Source organism: Mucilaginibacter jinjuensis, assembly GCF_028596025.1.
Lineage (GTDB): Bacteria > Bacteroidota > Bacteroidia > Sphingobacteriales > Sphingobacteriaceae > Mucilaginibacter > Mucilaginibacter jinjuensis.
The window spans coordinates 4,532,350-4,553,632 of sequence record NZ_CP117167.1 but is presented as its reverse complement, the minus strand read 5'-3'; the positions used below and the strand labels follow the sequence as shown (position 1 = coordinate 4,553,632).

The following is a 21,283-nucleotide window of genomic DNA, read 5'->3' as shown; positions in this document are numbered from 1 at the left end:
TAGTCGGTCTAAATTATTGTATGAAAAAACTTTACCTCTTGCTGTCGGCTTCCCTGTTTTGTTTGCACACCAAGGCGCAAACACCAGCGGCTGCACCGGCACCTGTACAGGCTAACTATCAGTTGGCTGCCAGGTTTTCGCCCAAAAAAATTCAGAAACTTGTTTTTACAACCAATATCGAACCGCATTGGCTAAAGCAAAGCGACCGCTTTTGGTATGTGTACGAAACCAGCAATATTAAGAACTGGTACCTGGTTGATCCGGGCGCGCAGAAAAAAGAGCTGCTTTTTGATAATGCTCGCCTGGCTGCAGAAATTACGCTGATTGTTAAAGATCCGTTTGATGCCCAGCATTTACCTATCGAGAACCTGAAATTCACTAAAGATGAAAAAAGCATCCAGTTTGAACTGAAGAGCAGTATTGACGTAGTGAAGAAAGACCGCAAGGATAAAAAAGCGGCAGACTCGTTAGAGAAAAAGACTTTTTATTTTCAATATAACCTCGCCACAAAAAAACTGGCCGAACTTAAAAACTACGAAAAAGTAAAGCCTAAACCAAAATGGGCTTCTATAGCGCCTGATAGTTCGGTTGTAATTTTTGCCCGGTACTTTAACCTGTACTGGATGGATAAGGAGAATTACAAAAAAGCAGTAAAGAACGAAGACGACAGTACTATTGTTGAGCATGCGCTTACTAAAGATGGGGTAGAATATTACGCCTACGGCAACAGCGGTAATGATGATGATACGGACACGGATGGTGACGATGCCAAAAGCAAAAAGAAACGTAAATCATCATCTGTATTATGGTCGCCGGATTCGAAGCATTTTGCTTTGATCCGTAGCGATGAACGTAAGGTGAAAGATCTGTGGGTAATTAACAGTATTGCCCAGCCACGCCCAACCCTGCAAACTTACAAATACGAAATGCCTGGCGAAAAAGAGCAACCGCACCGCGAATTGCTTTTGTTTGATTTTGATGCCAAAACCAGCAAAAAGCTAAACGTTACTTTATTTAAAGATCAGGAGCTTTCTACATGGCAGGCACCTGTTTTAGCCAAAAATAAAGATGATGAGTTTAGGCCATCTGTTTGGTTAGGTACCAACAGCCGTTTCTACTTTTACCGCACAGGCCGAGACCTTAAGAAGATTGATGTATGCAGTGTTGATATTAATACCGGCAAGGTTGACATTAAGGTTGAGGAGCGCATGAACACCTACGTTGAAATTGCGAAACCGGGACTGATTAATGGCGGCAAAGAACTGGTAGAATGGTCGGAACGTGATGGTTGGGCTCATTTTTATTTATATGATGATGCCGGCAACCTTAAAAATCAGATCACTTCGGGATCATTCCACTGCGATGATATTGTTAATATAGATGAAAAGAACAGGGTATTGTATTTTACAGCATCGGGCAGGGAACCTAACGAGAACCCTTACTATGTGCATTTATACCGTATAAATTTAGACGGTAGCGGCTTAAAGCTGTTAAACGCCGGTAACTTTGATCATACCAGTAACCAGAACGATACCGAAAAGTATTTTGTTGATGCTTTTTCGAGAGTAAACACAGCACCAAAATCTGTACTGTGTGACAACACAGGCCGTAAATTGATGGATCTGGAAACTGCCGATCTTTCGCGCCTGATGGGTGCTGGTTATAAATTCCCGGAGCCATTTAAAATTAAGGCTGATGACGGTATTACCGATTTGTATGGCGTAATGTACAAACCGTTTGATTTCGACCCGACTAAGAAATATCCTTTGATAGAGTATGTTTACCCTGGCCCGCAAACCGAAGCTGTAAACAAAGCATTCAGTTCAAGAATGGACAACGTAGACAGGCTGGCGCAGTTTGGCTTCATCGTAGTTACGGTAGGTAACCGTGGCGGTAACCCGGAACGCTCTAAATGGTACCATAACTTTGGTTACGGTAACCTGCGCGATTATGGCCTGGCCGATAAAAAAGCAGCGGCAGAGCAACTGGCAGATAAATATCCGTTTATTGATATTAACCGTGTGGGTATAACCGGTCACTCGGGCGGTGGCTTTATGTCGAGTGCGGCTATGCTGGTTTATCCCGATTTCTTTAAAGTGGCGGTATCAGAATCTGGTAACCACGATAACAGCGTGTACAACCGCTGGTGGAGCGAGAAACATAACGGTGTAAAAGAGATCATCACCCCTAAAGGCGATACCACTTTCCAGTACACCATTGATAAAAACCCGGATGTAGCTAAGAACCTGAAAGGCCGCTTACTGCTTTCTACCGGTGATATTGATAATAACGTACATCCGGCCAATACCATCCGTTTAATTAATGCTTTAATTAAAGCCAACAAGCGTTTTGATTTTGTATTGCTACCGGGCCAAAGACATGCTTACGGCGATATGACCGAATATTTCTTCTGGCAAAAAGGTGATTATTTCTGCAAATACCTGTTGGGCGATTTTAACCAGCCGGTAGATATTGTAGAGATGGACCGCGAAATAGAAATGAGCAATAAAAAGAAACCATAAAAGAGTTCTTATAATAACAAAGAAGGCCTTGCTTTAAGCAAGGCCTTCTTTGTTTAAAACTTAGCAATGTTGTTTTTCAGGGCGAACATGACCAGTCCTGTACGCGATTTAATATCGAATTTCTGAAACAAAGCCTCCCGGTAATTATCAATAGTATGCGGGCTGAGGAACATTTTATCAGCAATCTCCTTGTAGGTAAGTTCAGAACAACAGTACTCTAAAAACTTGGTTTCATTAGCTGTTAACTCACTGGTAGGTTCTTTTGGCAGGGTATCATCCTGTATAGAACGAAGGAGTTTTCCCGAAACCAGGTTATTTAAAAAGAAACCGTGTGTGGCGATAGTTTTAATAGCATACACCAGGTCTGATGCTTTTGATTCTTTGAGGATATAGCCGCCTGCACCGCTTTTCAGCATTTTTATAATGGGCTCATCCTCCTCAAACATGCTCAGGGCCAATACCCTTACCTGTGGATAGTTTTGTTTTATCCAGGCGGTGGTTTCGTAACCGTTCATCAGGGGCATGGTAATATCCATCAGTATTACCTGGGGTAGTGGGTATCTGGATAATTTCTCCTTTAACTCCAGGCCGTTTGCTGCATCAAATAAAATCTCGATCTCTTTATACTCTGATAACAGGCTGCCTATCCCTTGCCTGAATAAGGTATGATCATCAACAATAGCGATCTGTATTACCTGATCTTCCATCATAATTTAATAGGGTACAATTATATTAATTTCGGTTCCAATATTTGGGGTGGCAATTATATTAACATCGCCATCAATAATCTGCACTCGCTTGCGGATGTTAAATAATCCCATGCCGCGTTTTTCTTTCAATACTTCTTCGGCATTAAAACTTTTGCCATTGTCTTTTATCACCAGGTTTAAACGTTTGTCGTTTTGGGTAATGGTAACATCTATGGCAGTGGCGGCTGCATGCTTTATCACATTGTTAAGCACTTCCTGGAAGATGCGGAACAGGATAATTTCTTTATCAGACTGCCCTTCTTTATTTAAATAGTTACTATTAAAGGTAATGGCATGCAAGCCCGCTGTTTCTAAATAATCCAGCTCAAATTTAATGGCATCTGCCAACCCCATCCGGATAAGCTCCTGCCCATAAATCAGTCGCGAAAGTTGCCGCAGTTCTTTGATCGATCGTTTAGCCAACTGGCTGGCCGATTCTACTTTTTCTGCAACCCGGTCGGGATCATCAGGGTTAATGGCACTTAGCGTAACTACGGTAAGGCTTAACAGCTGGCCAATATTATCATGCAGGTTACTGGCAATGGTTTGCATGGTTTGCTCCTGAACTTCCATCTGACTTTTTAACAGCTCGTTCTCAAAGTCTTTCTTCAGCTGTTCTTTCTCTTCTTTATGCCTCTTTTTTCTCCGGTTATATAAGTTAACATATATAATGAGGGAGACCGGTGCGATAAGAAAGATAACAGACGTTAATCCGATAAGGAAGATGAAGTCCTCTGACGATATCTGCATATAAATGAATATGACCAGTTTAAATACAAAACAATATTAAGAATATTAAAAACCACATACCTTACGGAGTGATTGATGATCGGGGCGCGGTCTTTAGCCAGGTAGCTGAAAAAGATGTTACTGGCAGTGCCTGCAAAGTAAAAACATAAAGTACCGCTTACCCACCAAAATGGCGCATATACAGAAAGGCTCCTAAACTGGTCTTCGCGCAGCACCAGGTAATAGTAATACACACTTGCCAGTACCAGCACAACCGAAACAACGGTAAATGTGATAAACACAAAACCTGCATATTTATTAGTTATCAGTTCGGCAAAATAAACGAACAGAAAAATAATTGCCCACGAGCCAAACAGTTTAAAACGATTGTAGTACGTTTTGTACAGGTGGTAAAAAAAGTAGCTTTCAACCAGGCACTCTATCACTAAAAAAACATTGTACAGCATAAAGTTGGGTTGCTGTAATACCCTACGCATGTAAATGCCGCCCACTTCAACCATACTTGTTACCAATAAAAATAAGATAAGGAGCCGCCAAACGGGGTCCTTATCTTTATATAAGCAAAGTAGCGATACTACAAAGCAAATAAACTCGGCAGTAGTGTTTACGGTTATGTAGGGAGACATTTTTGTTTTTATTGTTCCAATAACATGGCGCCTTGTGTGTTACATTTTGCAGGTGGCGGGCATAGTTCGCCCTCATTTTCTGGGGTTGCCGATATAATTATGCCGCTATGTTTAGCATCGATCACAGATTTACCGTTAAGTAGTTTTGTTTGTTCTTTATAGTAATCCATGTGTTTGCCGCTTAGCAAACCGGTTCCTTTGCGGGTAGTAACCATTACGAGGGTACTATAGTTAGCATACTCTGGTTTAAAATTGTTAAAGCCGTGTGCAGGTATCGAATCGTAAGTGGCCAGGTAGAAACGGATACCGTCACCATCTTGTATAGAATCTACCTTGCTTAGTAATGCTTTTAATTGATCTTTACTAAACCAAACACAGCGGGTATCGCCCATGTTTTCTTTAAATTTATGGCTGCGTGACTTAAATCTAGCAACCCATCGCTTTGCTGTGGTCGTATCTACTTTACCCGTTAGCACCGGGGTGGCAGCAGTGGCTTCGGGTATGGCATCATGGTCTTTGTTGGGTGCCTCATTGCAGGCACTAATCATAAGTACTGCTAAAGCAAGAAGTGGGATCAGTTTAAGTGTTTTCATAATTGTGGGTTTTTAATTGGCTACGGAAATATAGATATTATATAACACATTGCCTGTACAAAGCAATAAATAAGTGCCCACAGCCCAAAGGGTGAAAACAGCTTTACAGCTTACAGAAAATTAGCTTATCAGCGCTTTTTTTAACCGCATATATTACAACCTGTTTACGATTTTGAGTGAAAGGGTGAAATTACCCTGCCAGATACCCTGTAAGCTATCATATACAGTACAGGGTGATCGTACTAACTTAGCTTCACAGATCATTAATCAGTAATACCCCTGCAGGAGAGGCCTAAAGCCTGAACCTTATCCGTTCCTGTATATTTTTTACGAGAGAAGCCCCGATTGGTATCGGGGCTTCTTGTATTTGAGGTATTCGACAGCTCAATCTTCCCAAACGATATACCATTTGCTATCGTCATTTTTGGCATAAATAAGGCCGTCGCTCATTTCGTGTACATCGCGGCCCTGCTTTTCGCTGAACCATGTTTTCTTTTCATAGATACGGACCCCGCCGTTTTCGCGCTGTAAATAAACCTGCAGCGCATTAATAGTTGGCGGCACCTCGTGCAGCCACTGTTGATCACTTTCCCTTACAAATGCCGAACTCATATAATTATAACATGCGCTACTACTTAATGTTGCTGTAAATCAGCCGGAAAATGATATTTTTAAGGCATGGAGCAATTAACCCTCAGCAAGTCACAATTAATCAGGTCGCGTGTAAAAGGCGTGGTAGGCGGTTCGATAGGTAATTTGGTGGAGTGGTACGATTGGTATGCCTACTCTGTATTTGCACTGTATTTCGGCGCTGCATTTTTCCCCAAGGATAGCGAGACTGCCCAGTTGCTTAATACCGCAGGCATATTTGCCATTGGCTTTTTAATGCGCCCCATAGGCGGCTGGATAATGGGTACTTATGCCGACAGGAGAGGGCGTAAAGCTGCACTAACTCTCTCTGTGCTGTTAATGAGCGCCGGTTCATTAATGATTATGCTGGTGCCGGGTTATAAAAACATCGGTATTGCTGCACCTATTATATTGGTTTTAGCACGTATGCTGCAAGGCTTAAGTATTGGGGGAGAGTATGGTACTGCCGCCACTTACCTCAGCGAAATTGCCCCTAAAAAACACCGTGGGTTTTATTCGAGTTTTCAATATGTAACTTCTTGTTTAGGTCAGCTTATAGCTTTAAGTATTTTGCTGGTATTGCAGCGTTTTTTGTTAACCAAAGAACAATTGGGCGATTGGGGCTGGCGAATTCCATTTGGACTGGGTGCTATACTATCAGTTTCAGCTATTTATTTGCGCCGCAGTTTGGCCGAGACAGATTCATTTAAAAATGAAAAGGTAGCAACATCGCGCAAGGGTTCGTTTAAAGAATTAATGAAATATAAGAAGGAGGTGCTGCTTATCATCGGTTTTACTATTGGTACCACGGTAGCATTTTATACGTTTACCACTTACATTCAAAAGTTCCTGGTTAATACGGCTAAATTCTCGAAGAACGATTCGACCACAATTACCATGATTGCCCTGTTCATTTTTATGATAGCGCACCCCATTGCAGGTGTAATAAGCGATAGGGTAGGCCGCAAAAAAATTATGATCATCTACGGCGTAGTAAGCATGCTGACTACCTATCCAATTATGATCGGCCTTGGTAAAACGCACGATTTATGGACGGCTGTATTGCTCATCACCCTTGCTTTGGTGATATTAAGTTTATGTACCTCAATTTCGGCTATTATTAAGGCGGAGTTGTTTCCGGCCAATGTGCGCTCGTTGGGTGTAAGCTTCCCGTACGCGCTGGCTGTAGCCATATTTGGTGGCACGGCCGAGTATGTTGCGCTGGGCTTTAAGCAGGCAGGGCATGCCAATTATTTCTTCTGGTATATCACAGCATGTTCGGTGGTTTCGCTTATTGTGAGCTTTAATTTACCCGATATGGACAGGCACTCTAAAATGGACGAGGATTTAAAATGATTTCATTAATTTAGGTCGATATAACCAATTATGAAAATCTCAATCATCTCTATCCCGGTTACCGATCAGTCGCGCGCCAAAGAATTTTATATAAAGCTTGGCTTCCAGGTACTTGTTGATGCCCCTATGGGCGGCGACCAACGCTGGGTACAATTAGCCCTGCCCGGTACCGAAGGTAGTATTGCGCTTGTTACCTGGTTCGAATCTATGATTCCGGGCAGCATCAGAGGTTTGGTGATCACAGTAGATGATATCGAACAAAAAATTAAAGAGCTTAACGTTGGTGGTATTGAGGTAGAACCTATCGAAAAATTGCCATGGGGCAGGTTTGCCGCAGTGGAAGATCCGGATGGTAATAGGTTGAGTTTGCATCAGGAGTAATCGTCTCGTCCGGCAATACCGTCATTGCGAGGTACGAAGCAATCTCAGACCGATCTGACGTAGCTTTCATATAGCAGAAATCCGTTTTTCATTAGGAATGGTAGAGTGGATAAATCATCGCCGGTGGATGTACTTTTTCTTTTCTCTCAAAAGAAAAAGTACCAAAAAGAAAAGTCGCAGCCGGGTCCTGTTGCTATTAAGTGCAGTGGTTAGGCAGGGACAGTGGTTGCCGCAACATTACCAATGCTGCCTTGAGGAAGGTTAGGCTAAGGCAGTGGTGGGTTGGGCCAGAAAGGCTTTGAATCTTACGAGCGATGGCCCGGACAGAAAAGCGGGGCCGAGGGTTAGCTTGTGTGGTGGAGCTTTTTTCTGTCTTGATGTTATTCACCAGTTAATTGTTTTTAATAGGTATTCATGAAACCGCTGCGCTAAGTATTGGTTACTTTTGGATCAAGCCAAAAGTGACAGCCTACCCGCGGCGATTGAGCGGGACTGACTTTAATCAAAGCACCATCCTAATGAGTGCCCTTCGATGAAATTCAAAAAACAAAAAAAGGACAGATGCTCTCACCCATCTGTCCCTCACATTCACATTAATTAACTAAGCTAAAACCTCAATCCCTATTGAGTAATAGTTAGATTCTTCCATTCGCCTTCAGAGCCATTGCCCGCCCAGAAACCAATCCGGGTGCCGTTTAACCTGGCGAGTTGCTGCACTGTAAGTGCGGCTTTAGTATTATGATTTACATAAACGCTGATTGTTACACCCTGTACTATAATTTTTACATGGAACCAGTTATTAGGCTCAGGAGCGGACTCAAGCGGTTGTTCGTATTTATTCGGAAACTTTTCGCGCAGCACCGGCCAATCGTAGTTAGGTATGCTGATGTATTGCACCGCGTGTGATTTTCGCACCGCATCATCAGCCTTAAAATTAAAAGGACGGAAGTAGATGGCATCGTAAGTATGCTCGTCAGTAGCATGGAAGGCAATGCCCACAAAACTTTGCTGTAGTACATCCTTGCCTTTCATATCAAACTCGATGGTACCATTTGTAAACGTGTAACTATTGAGCCAGGCGATGCCCACATCGGCCTGTTCATCTAAATACATAACTGTGTCGATACTTTTAAGCACGCCACCGTGGCGGTTAAAAATATTGATCTTTTTCTCCCTGCTCTGTTTCAAAAGATCAACTTTAGTTGACATTTGCGAAAAAGCCGATAATGAGATCAGGCATAAAGGCAGTATATATTGTATTTTAAATTTCATAGATATTATCAACTACTCACACTCACTAATTCACTACTCACAATTAAATTTACTCGCTCCTCAGGCTCTTAACCGGGTTAGCCAGTGCAGCTTTAATCAGCTGGAAACTCACCGTAGCCAGCGCAATAAACACGGCCATACCGCCCGATAACACAAATATGTCCCAGCGGATGTTGATGCGGTAAGTATAATCCTGCAGCCATTTTTGCATCAGGTACCATGTAATAGGTGATGCTATTACAAAGCCAATCACAATCAGCATCACAAACTCTTTAGAGAACAGGAACACAATGCCCGATACCGAAGCGCCCAACACCTTGCGGATACCCACTTCTTTGATCCGCTGTACAGCCATAAAAGAAGCCAGTCCGTACAAGCCGAGACAGCTTAATAAGATGGCAACTGCTGCAAACCAGGTATAAATACTGGCCAGCTGGTTTTCCTGTTTGTAAAACTGGGCCATTTGCTCATCTACAAAATGGTACTCGAAAGTGTAATCAGGATATACCTCGCCCCATATTTTTTCTAATGCAGGCAGGGTAGTGGCAATGCTGTTTGCCGAAAGTTTAATATTAGTCAGATGATAACCCCATTTTGGTTTCATGGTGGTCATCAGCATTGGCGCAGTTTCATTTTTAAACGAACGGTTGTGGAAGTTTTTAATCACGCCTACAACGATGCCTTTAGCATGTTCGCCCAGTTTAATTTCCTTGTTTAAGGCATCTTCGGGATGATGAAGCCCTAATTTTTGCACTAATGCTTCGTTAATCAAAAATTCTTTCAGGGTGTCTGAAGCCATTAAATCTCTGCCTGCCACCAGTTTGATCTGGTAAGTGTCGAGGTATTGGTTATCAACCAGTTTGAATATCGAATAGAAATCGGTTTGTTTTAAAGCATGATCGAAATTAAACATGCCCCAATTGGTGTTCTCGCTGGCCGGGAGATCTGAGCTGATACTCATTTTCTCGACGCCTTTTAAGCCGCCTACTTTTTGCCGCAGATAGGTTAGTTTACTTACCGAGGCACTATCCTGCGGGAAAGGCACGTTTACAATGGCATCTTTAGCAAAGCCCATGCTGGTGCTGCTAAAATAATGCATCTGTTTAACTATGATAAGGGTACAAATAATAAGCCCCTGTGCAATAATAAACTGAAATACTACCAGCCCGCGTCGCAACGAAATACCTTTTGCCGTTTTAACGGCCAGCTTGCTTTTAAGCGCATTGATAGGGTTAAAGCCTGATAAAACGATAGATGGATAAAAGCCTGCAATCAGCGTTACACAAATGGTAGCAGCGATTAAAAATGCCGCTACTTTAAACTGGAGTAATAAACCTGCTGTTAAAGGTAACTCCAATACCCGGCCAATAAACGGAATAGCAATGGCGCTAATGCCCAGTGATACAATTACAGATGCCAGCACAATAACCAAAGTCTCCGTCAAAAACTGGATTTGCAATTGGCCACGGTTACCACCCAGCACCTTACGGATACCTACTTCTTTAGCACGGTTTACGGCCTGTGCTGTTGCCAGGTTAATGAAGTTTACACAGGCTATAATGAGGATAAAGGATGCAATAAGCCAAAGCATCCGGATCATTTGCGGGCTGATTGATTTGCCCGAGTAATTGCCCGATTGCGTATCGAAATGAACATCTTTTAACGGTTGTGCAACTTCACTATCGGTTATGCCATCTGTATGGTTCTTTTTAACCAGGGCACGCAAGCGCGATGTAAGGTAAGCCCCAGTTACATTAGGCGGCAACAAAACATAGCAGCCAAAATTAGTACTGGTGCTGTTCCAGTCTTTAGATTGCATATACTTAGCTGTATAACCCGTACCAACCGACATTACTACTTTAAGCTGAAAATCTGAATTTTTGGGGATAGGGGCCAGTATACCTGTTATTTTTACAAGATCGGTATTATTCCACTTCATGGTTTTGCCCATCGCGTTTTGCCAGTTGCCAAAGTATTTTTCGGCTGTTTCCTGGCTGATGATGGCTGTGTTGGGATATTTCAGAGATGCCGTGGTGCCCGCTACCAACGGGAAATCGAATATTTTGAAAAATGCTGGTGTTGTGGCAAAGATGCCGCTGGTTTCTTTAAACTTTTTATCTGTTTGCCCGGCTGCGTTAAGCACCTGGATCTGGTCGTCAAAATTGTTAAAAACCGGGGCGATTTCTTGTACCGATGGCATATCTATACGCAACCCCTGCGGTATAGGAGCCGAGATGCCCGACCCGTAAAATACATCCTTGGTATCTGCGTGATGATATTCGGTTAACAGGCGATAGATGCGGTCTTTTTTTGTATGGAAACTATCGAAACTGCTATGGAATTGTATGAGCACAAAAATGAGCAAACAAACTGCTATGCCCGAACCAAGGCCAATAATGTTAATAAGCGTATATGATTTTTGGCGGGTGATGTTTCGCCAGGCGGTTTTAAAGAAATTTGACAGCATAGTTGTTGGTTTTAATGGTTTTGTACCCTGATACTAATTAATTGACAAGCGTAGTGCCAGTCGCAAAATCGCTGTTTCTGTATTGTTTAAAGCATATCCATATTTACAGGTGTACGAAAACGGACGATTCTACGTACGCTTTCGTACATTGTATTGATGTTTACTCGTTCCTTAAACTTTTGGTTGGATTTGCCAGCGCCGCCTTGATAGATTGAACGCTGATGGTAATAAACGCAATGGCAATAGCGCCAACCCCTGCAACCGCAAACAGCCACCATTGTATGTTGGTACGATAGGCAAAATCCAACAACCATTTGTTCATGGCATACCACGATACCGGCACAGCAATAAACAGGGCAATTACTACCAGCAGCATAAACTCGGTAGCCAATAAGGCCACAATACGCACGATACTGGCGCCAAATACCTTGCGGATGCCAATTTCCCGTGTTTTTACCTGTGCCGTATAAGTAGCCAAACCGAACAAGCCAAGGCACGACAAGGTGATGGTGATAGCCGAGAACAAGTTGAACAAAGAAGCCGTATGCTGCTCGGTATTATACAGCTTATTATAATCATCATCTAAAAAAGCATAGCTTATAGGGACTTGCTGGGTATTATATTTTTTCCAGATTTTTTGGGCTGCTATGATGGCATTAGAAGCATCTTTACCGGTGGTTTTAATATAAACCCGCCAGGCTTGTTTGGGATCATATAACATTACAAGCGGTTCAATTTTTTGGCGCAGGCTGTTAAAATGGAAGTCTTTTACTACGCCAATTATGGTGCCTTTATTTTTCCAAACGCGCATCTGTTTACCAACAGGATCCTTCAATCCCATTGCTTTTGCGGCGGCCTCGTTTATAATATAGTTCATTGAATCTGCCGCCAAACCGCTAAAGTTGCGGCCGGAAGCGATTTTCATTTTAAAAAATGGTATAAAATTTTGGTCGGTTACCACCGGGTGAAATAACAGGTTTGAATTAACCGGTTTGCCCTCCCAATCATTATCTCCGGTCCAGCTATCATAATGCACAATATTATTTCCCGACCGTGCTACCGCAAGTACACCAGGTTGTTTAAGCAGGTCGGCACGTATGGCATCGTAATGTTTAACCATATCTTCACGGATATTAAATGAGAGCGTGTTTTCTTTATCATAGCCCAAATTTTTGTTACGAATATATTTGAGCTGATTGCCAATAATCAGCGTACCGATAATGAGCACAATGGATACGGTGAATTGCACTATAACCAGTACCCGCCTAAAACCAACATTGCTTATGCTTGCTGTAATCTTGCCTTTCAATGCCTTTAATGGTTCGAATGATGAAAGTAACAGGGCCGGATATATACTTGAAGCCGCCAATGTTGCAATAAGCGCGGTACCTATGCATTCCCAGATATGATAATTGCTGATGTTGAGTGTTAGCTGTTTGCCCGAAAAATCATTAAATGCGGGCAGCAACAGATACATAATAGTGATAGCCAGTATAGATGCCATCATAAACAGCAACGTTGTTTCCACAATAAACTGCATAAACAACTGCATTTTGCTTGCGCCAATAATTTTACGCATGCTTACTTCTTTAGCGCGCAGTATAGACCGTGCTGTTGATAGGTTAACGTAATTTATACTGGCTACAATAAGGATTAGCAGGGCCACCAATGCAAATATCCTGACTGTGCTAATACCATTATCCGTACCATCGGCTTTGTACAGGTGCATTTGTAACAGGGGCTGGGCAAGGTAGGGTACAGGTGCGTCGTCAGGTTTCTGGCGTTCGTGGATGCGCTGTAAATTTTTCTCCAACAGGTGTATATCGGCACCGGGTTTTAAAAGCAAGTAAGTTTCGAAATTAAATTGACCCCAGTCGGCATCCATAGAAGGTACGCGTACATCATTATAGGCTGTGGTATGTGCTACATAAACAATATGGTTATAAAAGCCAATCGGTGCTAATAACTTATAATTAAAGCTCGAATTGGTGGGCCCATCTTTAATAATACCCGTTACAGTAAAACTGAATTTATCAATCGTAATTACTTTGCCAACCGGCTCTGCATTGCCGAAATACTTTTTGGCTGTGGATTGGGTAATCACTACCGAATTATTATCGGGGAAAGGTTTCTTAGCGTTGCCATCGATAAGATGAAAATCGAGCATCGAAAAAAATGCAGGATCGGTAAAAGCAAGCTGTTTTTCCAGGAATACCTGATCTTTATATTTTATTGGGGTTTCGCCTGCATTGTTAATGCGGAAACCATCTTTAACATCAGGTATCTCATTTTTGGCAAATGGTACTACCGGGGCAATAATGTTGTTGAAGATTTGCCTTGTAGGGCCGGTACCGCCAACTATACCTATTTTATAAATGTTATCGGCCTGCTTATTGAAGCGGTCGAAACTTAATTCGTCCTGTACCCAAAGTAAAATGAACAGGCCAATTACAAGGCCAATAGTAAGCCCCGCTATATTGATGAAGGTGTAAAATTTATTATTGAAAATATTACGCCAGGCGGTTTTAAATAGGTTTCTGAACATAGGTCTGGAAAATTGAATCAATATACTGATATCAATGCCAGTGCCATTCAAAAAAACGATGTTTCTGCACTACTGTGGCAGTTTGCCCATTTTTCGGTGTACGAAAACGGACGGTGGCACGTACGCTTTTAAACAGGCGCAATAGCCAGCCAGGTGTAGGCTATCTAAGCTACAATCAGATTAATTAGTTTGCCTGCCATAAACCAAACCCGTACTGCCAATGATGCAAGGTGCCGATGTAAAAGTGTTCCCCGGCATCGGGAAGGTCCATTTGGTGGCACCGGTATTTGCGTTTAAAGCATACAGGTTGCCGGTGCCGCCCCCTACAAATACATAACCTTCGGCAAGGGTAGAAGTGGTATTACTGTTGGGGTAAATAAGCGATTTCCAAAGCACGCTGCCATTTTTGGCATTTAGGGCGTACATGTAGCTATCAAAGCAAGTGGCATAAACCGAATTGCCGGATACAATAGGGCTGCTGTAAAAACCTTTATGTTCAAGAGCCTTCCAGATAACTGAACCCGTATTAGCATCAACAGCGTACATGCTGCCTAAGGCTGTGCTTGTGGTATCCATGCTTTGGGCTGTACCAAAATAAACTACGCCGCCTGTTACAAATGGATGTGTAAAGCCTGCCGAGATGCCATCGGTGCCCAACTTCCATTTTAACTGTCCGCTGCCTGAACTTAGGGCATACATGTTGTTATCATCACTGCCAATATATAATACATTGTTAGCAACGGTAGGGCTCGATCCGGCTACTGCGCCCCCTGTCTTGAATATTCTTGTAGAAGTTGCTTTGCTTAAATTGATAGCATAAACACTGCCTGTAGAGCTGCTGATATAAGCAATGCCGTTTACAATGCTTGCTGTAGTGTTTAAATCATCAGGCTCGGTAATATCCAGTTTTACTGCGCCGGTTACGGCATCAAGCCCGCGGAAATGATGATCGTAGCTGCCGAAATAAACCACACCATTATCGTAAGCAGGGGCGGCTTTAATTTTGTTGCCGGTATCAAAGGTCCAGTTCACTTTGCCGCTTGCTGCGTCAAAAGCATACAGAGTATTATCAGCAGCTGCATAAACCGTGTTATTGTAATATATAGGGCTCGAGTAGCAAAAGTTTTTCTGGTCGCTGTAGCTCCAGATCTTTTGGCCGTCTATGGCATCTATCGCATAAAAAACTTTGTTGTTACTGCCTGCAAACACAATGTTTTTAAGCGGGCTTAGTTTTACCACTACGGTATAGGTTTTTGTGCTGCCATCTTCGGCCTTTACAACGTATTTAACAGGTTTGGTGAAATTTTGTACGGTTTCATTAGCAGGTGTTATCGCATGTGCCCTGATAGAAATGTCGGGAATTAATTTGGTTAGATCTGTTTGGCCGGGTACATAAACTTTGATGGTATCGGCGCCTATAGTAGTGCTGATATCGGAAGACCTGAATGTAGTATTGTCTGGTTTTTTAAGCGAAAAGGCTACAACCGATTTATCGGTTGGTTCAACAAAGTTACCGCCATCTAATCGTTCGGTTTTGCACGATTGGATAACAGTAGTTGCGATTAGGCAAAGTATTCCTATACAGCGTTTTACGCTGTTGTGGGTTATGTTTTTCATCGGCAGACTGAGTGTGGTTGAATTCACTCAACAGCCATCTTTACGCAAAAGTGAAAGCATCTGTTGCGCTTTTACAACAAATACTTTCACTTTTAACTATTTGGCAATTTTATTATAAAATAATGCTGTTTACGGCTGTTTCAAGCGCTGTATCTTTCAAATTTGGATAAGCTACGCCTTCAACTCTAAACACGCTTAGGTCTGTCATACCCATAAAACCTAACAGGCTTTTAAGGTAAGGTGCTGCAAAATCATATTGCTGCATCGGTCCGGCACTGTAAACACCACCCGATGCCAGGGCTATGTATACCTTTTTGCCTTTAACCAAACCTTCGGGGCCATTTTCGTCGTACTTAAATGTAACTCCGGCACGTGCAATATGGTCTATCCAGGCTTTAAGCCCCGATGGAATACTGAAATTATAAAGCGGCGCATCAATTACAACTACGTCTGCGTCCATTAACTGGGCAATGGCCTCGTCAGAATGTTTAATGGCTTCAATGTTTTCAGGTGTACGTTGTTCGGCCGGAGTAAAAAACGAGGCAAGTTGCGCTTCTTCCAAATGTGGCAACGGCTTTTTGGCGAGGTTGTTTTCTGTAACTGTACTGCCCGGATTAGCTTCTTTTACTTTTTCTATAATAGCATTACCCAATTTTATGCTAAATGATGCATCGCCCTTAGGGCTCGAAATAACATGAAGGATCTTTTTCATTTTTGGAATTGAATTTTTAATTATTTGGTGTTTTATTAATAATGCATGGATTAAGAATTTTTGGACAAAGGCAAGCCAACCCAGCCTGATTTTTTTAATCAGAAGGGCAAACGTTGGCCGGTTTTAATATTAAACTATGCGGTTATTGCCTTGCGCTGTTTATGGTAAGTGATATATGAAACGATGAGCAGAATTAAAAAGATGACCGGCATGATGCGATTAGCAACCGGATCGCCCGAAACAGTATGGGCAATAAATGCCGAAATAAAGGTGATGGCAAAACCGGCATAAGCCCATTCTTTGATGCGTGCAGCCAAAGGGACAAGTAGTAAGATTGCACCTATTATTTTGCCGATGGCGAGTTCGATCCTGAAATAATCGGGATAGCCCAGGTGATGAAAGGCGGCAGCCATGGCGGGTTGAGTTAGGTATGCTGATGCTGAATAAAGCATCATTAAGGCCACTATTGCAGTGGTTATCCAGTACGTAATTTTAGTTGCTTTCATTATTTACTTGTATTTAATGATGCAAACTTAAGTACCTTTACTATCTAAAGGATACTACTATCCAAAAGGATACCGGTATCCTTTTGGATAGTAATTACATTTGTACATGTTACAAAGAGCAACAGAAATTGATGAAAATGAAGCCGTAGTATGGCCAGAACATACTGCCGAAGCTTGCGGTGTAGCCATAGCAGGCGTTAGGGATGCGCTTTACGTATTAAACGGAAAATGGAAGCTGCCCCTAATTGTAGCTTTAACAAACGGGCCGCAGCGCTTTAAAGATATCCAGCGGGCATTAGGTGATATTACGCCCAAAATTTTATCCAAAGAATTAAAGGAACTGGAACTGAATGAGTTTGTAGTCCGCAAGGTATATTCAACAACCCCGGTAACCGTTACCTACCAGCTAACGCCTTACAGCCAAACGTTGGACAAGGTGATGCAAGAGTTGAGAGACTGGGGAATACAGCACCGCCAAAGGATTGTAGCGAGCCGGAAAAGAGGTTAGTTGTCGGATGCCGGTTGTCGGAGGTCGGAGGAACTTCACTTGTAGAACTGACACTCGCCACTGCTACTTCTTCAAAAGCTCTTCAATCAAAATACCATTAATCCGCAGGCCTGTAATATTGCAATTGCTGATATCCAACCCACTCAAATTACAGTTAGTTATTGTACTGCCTGATAAGTCGCAATCCTCAAACTTTAATGGCCGCTGTTCAACATTAGCATCATAGTTGGGATGGCCTTTGGGCGGCATGCCGATGTTATGGATATAAGCGCCGCCCAACTGTGCGTTTTCAATCTCAAGGTCGCTTAAATTGGCATCTGTTATTTTGCAATTGGCCATGTTCACATCCTTAAATAACAGATGTGTTGAGCAAACCATCTGAAACTCCGAATGATCGATGTTCGAACGTTTTACGTCCAGTACTTTGTTGTCGTCTATGATTTTTATCTTCTCCATTTTGGTTCAGTTGCGAGTTGCGAGTTGCGAGTTGTGTGTTGCGAGTTGCGAGATGCCGGTGTGCGTTATCGGTTGCGATTTATCAGTTATCTGGAACAAGTTTGGTTATATGTAATAGGAGGAGGAGCTCCCGGCAACTGAAAGCTGACACCCGGCAACTGACACTCAATTGACCTGGAATTTTTCGCGATAGCCGGTTGGGGTCATGCCTACGGTTTTCTTGAATACTTTGCGGAATGCTTTCGGGTCGTTGTAGCCCGAGTTGAGCATAATCTCGGTCATTTGCTGGTTGGTTTGTTCCAGTAATTTCTTAGCGCCTTCAACCCGTAAATTCTGTAAGTACTCGATAGGGGTGTAGCCGGTTACCTGTTTAAAACGGCGTACCATATTGCGCCTGCTCGATGGGATGTCTTTGATCATCTCCTCGATAGTGGCAGGCTCGTGGTAAGCAGCTGCTATTTTCTGCTGGGCCATAGCCACCAGCTCGTCGTTATGATCCTGTGATGGTGCAAAGGTACCGAAGTAGGCCTGTTGGCTCCGGTCCATATCTATCGAAAATATTTTGGCCGTACGGATAGCCATTTCACTGCCGCAATATAGTTTAATGAGGTGCAGCATTAAATGAAAGCTCGATGTTGAACCGCCGCTGGTGTAAATGCCACCATCGCTGGTAACTACCTGGTAAGGCAACAGGTTTACATCAGGAAATGTGGCCGAAAATGCGCCGCAGGCATCGATATGCGTAGTTGCCGCGCGGCCGTTTAACAAACCTGTAGCACCCAATAAAAACGCACCTGTACAAAAGCTTGCAATGTGTGTACCATTAGCAAACTGATTGCGCAGCCAAGGGATATAATCCAGATTATCCTGCACAGCCTGCTGGGTTTGCTCGGTACCAAATGCAGGTATCAGTATAATATCCTGCTTTTCGGCCTGGCTGATGTGGTAGATCTGGTCGTTGATCAAAGCGTCGGTAGCTTGTGAAGCGCTCTCATCAGCCCGTAATAAACTGATGTTAAAATAAGGCGATTGTCCGGCATATTCGGCCAGCTTGTTAACCGTTTGAAATACATCCAGCATGGCGGCCACGCTTAGCAACCTATATTGACGGGTTAGTAAAATACCTAAGTTTATCATAACCTGGTTTATTGGTTTTGGTAAAGCTATATAATTTTTTCTGTCCCGAATAGCCCTGTTGTATTAAATTTTATATCGCTTTTAAGAATGATGAATTGATTATCAGGGAAAAGTGTGAGATAAAGCACGTTATTGCGAGCGATAGCGTGGCAATCCCCGATAAGCAGAGTCACTCTGTATAGTTCGCGATTGCTTTCCCGAAGTAAATTCGGGACAGGCTGTTCCTCGCAATGACGATGTGGCGACAATGTGGCTTACAATTTGCTTACCGGCTTCTTTTCTTTATTATCAACCGGGGTTTCTTGCGTGATAGTAGCTTTAAGTGTAAAAGAGAACACTGAACCTACTCCCGGGGTACTTTTTACGCCAATAGAGCCTTCGTTGGCATCTATAAACTCTTTCGACATTAGCAGGCCTAGGCTGGTACCCTTTTCGTTATAGGTACCATTGCTGCTGATATTATTGAGGCTGAAAATAGAATTCAACCGATCGGGTGCAATACCAACGCCGGTATCTTCAACAGTAATGGTTGCTATATTACTTTGTGGATCAAAAAATGAGTTGATGGTTACCTGCCCGCCTACACTGGTAAACTTAATGGCATTTGAAATCAGGTTACGTAATACAAACTCAACATGGTCTTTATCTGCAAGCAGGATCAAATCGTCGGAGATATTATTTTTAATTCCGATCCGCTTAAAATTGGCAGCACCGGCCAAGAGCAACAATACCCGTTCGGTTATAGGTTTAAGCACAAATTCGTGGCGGTTAAGGCGCACACCTTTAATTTGCATTTCGCCCCATTTGAGTAAGCCGGTAAGGGTTTCGAGCGCGGCTTTACTGGTTGTTGATAGCTCTGTCACCATTTCCTTGCGGGTATCGGCAGGCAGGTCTTCATCATCAATCAACTCTAAAAGATTAATTACCGATACAAACGGCGACCGCAGATCATGCCCCAGGATAGAGAAAAGTTTATCCTTCAACTGGTTCGATTCATCGAGATTGGCGTTGGCATTGCGCAGCTTTTTATTAAGTGAACGGGTACGATAGTTAGAATAACCAATAACCAGCAGTATCAAAATAGCCCCGATAGCTACAGCCATTATAATTTTACGCTCCAGCGCCTGGTGAATATTAATGTAGCGCAGCTCCTGCACCTTAGCCCGTGATTTACTTAACTCATAATCGTTCTGTAAACTGTTTACCTGTTTCGACATTTCTTTGTAGAAATATTTGTCGGCCAGGTTATACTCTTCATTTTTGGCATCAAGGGCCGCTTTGTAATCCCCCTTTTTAGTGTAAAGCTCTGAGATACCCTGCAAGGCATCTATTACCTGCTTGTAGCCCTGACGGCCTTCGGCAAGCGTTTTGGCCTTGTAGAGGTAACTTAGGCTGCTATCAACACTAATATTCTCATAACTGCCGGCCAGTCCGTTCAAGGTTTGTAGCTGGCGGATGTAATTATGGATCTGTATCGATTTCCTCAAAGCCTGTTTTTGCAGGACGATCGAATATTCGGTATTGCCTTCTTTGGCATAAATAGTAGCCAGGGCATTGGTGAGGGTAATATTATGGCCCTGGTACTGTTGCGGATTGCTAAGGCTGATGCCCTTTTCCAGGTAATCTTTGGCTTCTTCTAAAAGGCCGGTTTCGCGGTAGGTAACACCAATATCATTAAACAGGTTAAATGTTAAGTTTGATAAGGGGAGCGTATTGTTGATTTTTTCGGCTGTTTTAAGATAACGCAGTGCTGTATCATATTTATGCTGGCCCATGTAACCTTCGCCCAGGGTTATGTTGGCTTCCATTATACCCATTGGGTCTTTGATACTTTCGCTTAGTTGCAGTGCTTGCAGAAAAAATGCGATAGCCTTATCATAATTGCCTTTACGCAGTTCAACAACGCCCAAACGTATAGTAACTGTGGCCATCCCTTTGGTTTGGCCAACAGATTTATACAGGCTGTAGGCTTCATGATAATTATTCTGCGATTCTGTAAACTGGCCGCGATTATCATTAATCATGCCCAGCTGGTTTAATATCATGGCCTTACCGGCAGTATCACTGGTTGCTTTTGCCAACTCGAGGCCTTTGCTCACATATATTAAAGCCGAGTCGGGATTTTCGTAACGGTAAAGACTGATGAGTTTGTTATACTTCTCTATCTGAGAAAGCGGCTTGGCGGGTTTTGCAATAGCTGTATTTTGCGCCCTTACAACAGGGGCGGCAAATAAGCTGATAATGAGTAAAAATATAAATCCACACTTTGCCATAGTTGTGCCGGGCAAAACCAATTTAATTAGGGTTAAAGCAAAGATAAATTTTATTATTTATTAATGAAGAGTGTTAAATATTTTCGTTTAAATTAATTTCATGCAGATGACAATTTTATAAAAAGCAGCCACATCAGTAACATTATTTATTAAAAATAAATTTTAACGGAGGCAACCTATCTG

General features: G+C 42.6%; 18 protein-coding genes. 4 read left to right on the top strand and 14 right to left on the bottom strand.

The window, feature by feature from the left end:
- Positions 1–20 precede the first annotated feature (20 nt).
- Positions 21–2,522: a S9 family peptidase gene (locus PQO05_RS19720; RefSeq protein WP_273629158.1), complete on the top strand. Its 2,502-nt coding sequence runs from the start codon at positions 21–23 to the stop codon at positions 2,520–2,522.
- A 53-nt stretch (positions 2,523–2,575) separates the two neighbouring features.
- On the opposite strand, the gene PQO05_RS19715 is transcribed toward PQO05_RS19720, so the two are convergent.
- From PQO05_RS19715 to PQO05_RS19695, 5 genes are all read right to left on the bottom strand, one after another.
- On the bottom strand, positions 2,576–3,232 hold the full coding sequence (locus PQO05_RS19715) for a response regulator transcription factor (RefSeq protein ID WP_273629157.1): 657 nt from the start codon (positions 3,230–3,232) through the stop codon (positions 2,576–2,578).
- Between the two features lie 3 nt (positions 3,233–3,235).
- On the bottom strand, positions 3,236–4,021 hold the full coding sequence (locus PQO05_RS19710; RefSeq protein WP_273629156.1) for a sensor histidine kinase: 786 nt from the start codon (positions 4,019–4,021) through the stop codon (positions 3,236–3,238).
- Positions 3,979–4,647: a hypothetical protein gene (locus tag PQO05_RS19705; protein ID WP_273629155.1), complete on the bottom strand. Its 669-nt coding sequence runs from the start codon at positions 4,645–4,647 to the stop codon at positions 3,979–3,981. Before PQO05_RS19705 ends, PQO05_RS19710 begins: the two co-directional genes overlap by 43 nt.
- A gap of 8 nt (positions 4,648–4,655) precedes the next feature.
- A complete protein-coding gene (locus PQO05_RS19700; protein WP_273629154.1) occupies positions 4,656–5,240 on the bottom strand; it encodes a hypothetical protein in 585 nt (194 codons plus the stop codon).
- Between the two features lie 384 nt (positions 5,241–5,624).
- Complete coding sequence (locus tag PQO05_RS19695; protein WP_273629153.1) at positions 5,625–5,852, bottom strand: hypothetical protein; 228 nt, start codon at positions 5,850–5,852, stop codon at positions 5,625–5,627.
- Positions 5,853–5,918: 66 nt separating this feature from the next.
- Between PQO05_RS19695 and PQO05_RS19690 the strand changes: the two genes are divergently transcribed.
- Both PQO05_RS19690 and PQO05_RS19685 read left to right on the top strand, forming a co-directional pair.
- On the top strand, positions 5,919–7,226 hold the full coding sequence (locus PQO05_RS19690; protein ID WP_273629152.1) for an MFS transporter: 1,308 nt from the start codon (positions 5,919–5,921) through the stop codon (positions 7,224–7,226).
- Between the two features lie 30 nt (positions 7,227–7,256).
- Positions 7,257–7,607, top strand: a complete 351-nt coding sequence (locus PQO05_RS19685; protein WP_273629151.1) for a VOC family protein — start codon at positions 7,257–7,259, stop codon at positions 7,605–7,607.
- A gap of 621 nt (positions 7,608–8,228) precedes the next feature.
- Here PQO05_RS19685 and PQO05_RS19680 read toward each other — a convergent pair.
- The 6 genes from PQO05_RS19680 to PQO05_RS19655 form a co-directional block, all read right to left on the bottom strand.
- Positions 8,229–8,879 carry a hypothetical protein gene (locus PQO05_RS19680; RefSeq protein ID WP_273629150.1) on the bottom strand — a complete coding sequence of 217 codons (651 nt, stop codon included), beginning with the start codon at positions 8,877–8,879 and terminating at the stop codon, positions 8,229–8,231.
- Positions 8,880–8,928: 49 nt separating this feature from the next.
- On the bottom strand, positions 8,929–11,346 hold the full coding sequence (locus PQO05_RS19675) for an ABC transporter permease (protein ID WP_273629149.1): 2,418 nt from the start codon (positions 11,344–11,346) through the stop codon (positions 8,929–8,931).
- A gap of 160 nt (positions 11,347–11,506) precedes the next feature.
- The gene (locus PQO05_RS19670; protein ID WP_273629148.1) at positions 11,507–13,891 is read right to left on the bottom strand and encodes an ABC transporter permease; all 2,385 of its coding nucleotides are present in this window, start codon (positions 13,889–13,891) and stop codon (positions 11,507–11,509) included.
- A 180-nt stretch (positions 13,892–14,071) separates the two neighbouring features.
- Complete coding sequence (locus PQO05_RS19665) at positions 14,072–15,508, bottom strand: outer membrane protein assembly factor BamB family protein (RefSeq protein WP_273629147.1); 1,437 nt, start codon at positions 15,506–15,508, stop codon at positions 14,072–14,074.
- A gap of 112 nt (positions 15,509–15,620) precedes the next feature.
- Complete coding sequence (locus PQO05_RS19660; RefSeq protein ID WP_273629146.1) at positions 15,621–16,220, bottom strand: FMN-dependent NADH-azoreductase; 600 nt, start codon at positions 16,218–16,220, stop codon at positions 15,621–15,623.
- Between the two features lie 134 nt (positions 16,221–16,354).
- Positions 16,355–16,726, bottom strand: coding sequence for a DoxX family protein (locus PQO05_RS19655; protein ID WP_273629145.1), 372 nt, complete (start codon positions 16,724–16,726; stop codon positions 16,355–16,357).
- Positions 16,727–16,832: 106 nt separating this feature from the next.
- Here PQO05_RS19655 and PQO05_RS19650 point away from each other — a divergent pair, with 106 nt between their 5' ends.
- Positions 16,833–17,234 carry a winged helix-turn-helix transcriptional regulator gene (locus tag PQO05_RS19650; RefSeq protein ID WP_273629143.1) on the top strand — a complete coding sequence of 134 codons (402 nt, stop codon included), beginning with the start codon at positions 16,833–16,835 and terminating at the stop codon, positions 17,232–17,234.
- Positions 17,235–17,297: 63 nt separating this feature from the next.
- Here the strand turns inward: PQO05_RS19650 and PQO05_RS19645 are convergent, their stop codons facing one another.
- The 3 genes from PQO05_RS19645 to PQO05_RS19635 form a co-directional block, all read right to left on the bottom strand.
- Positions 17,298–17,690 (bottom strand): pentapeptide repeat-containing protein, encoded by a 393-nt coding sequence (locus PQO05_RS19645; protein ID WP_273629142.1) that lies wholly within the window; start codon positions 17,688–17,690, stop codon positions 17,298–17,300.
- Between the two features lie 165 nt (positions 17,691–17,855).
- Positions 17,856–18,827, bottom strand: coding sequence for a GlxA family transcriptional regulator (locus PQO05_RS19640; RefSeq protein WP_273629141.1), 972 nt, complete (start codon positions 18,825–18,827; stop codon positions 17,856–17,858).
- A 254-nt stretch (positions 18,828–19,081) separates the two neighbouring features.
- A complete protein-coding gene (locus PQO05_RS19635) occupies positions 19,082–21,100 on the bottom strand; it encodes a tetratricopeptide repeat-containing sensor histidine kinase (RefSeq protein WP_273629140.1) in 2,019 nt (672 codons plus the stop codon).
- Between the last annotated feature and the right edge of the window lie 183 nt (positions 21,101–21,283).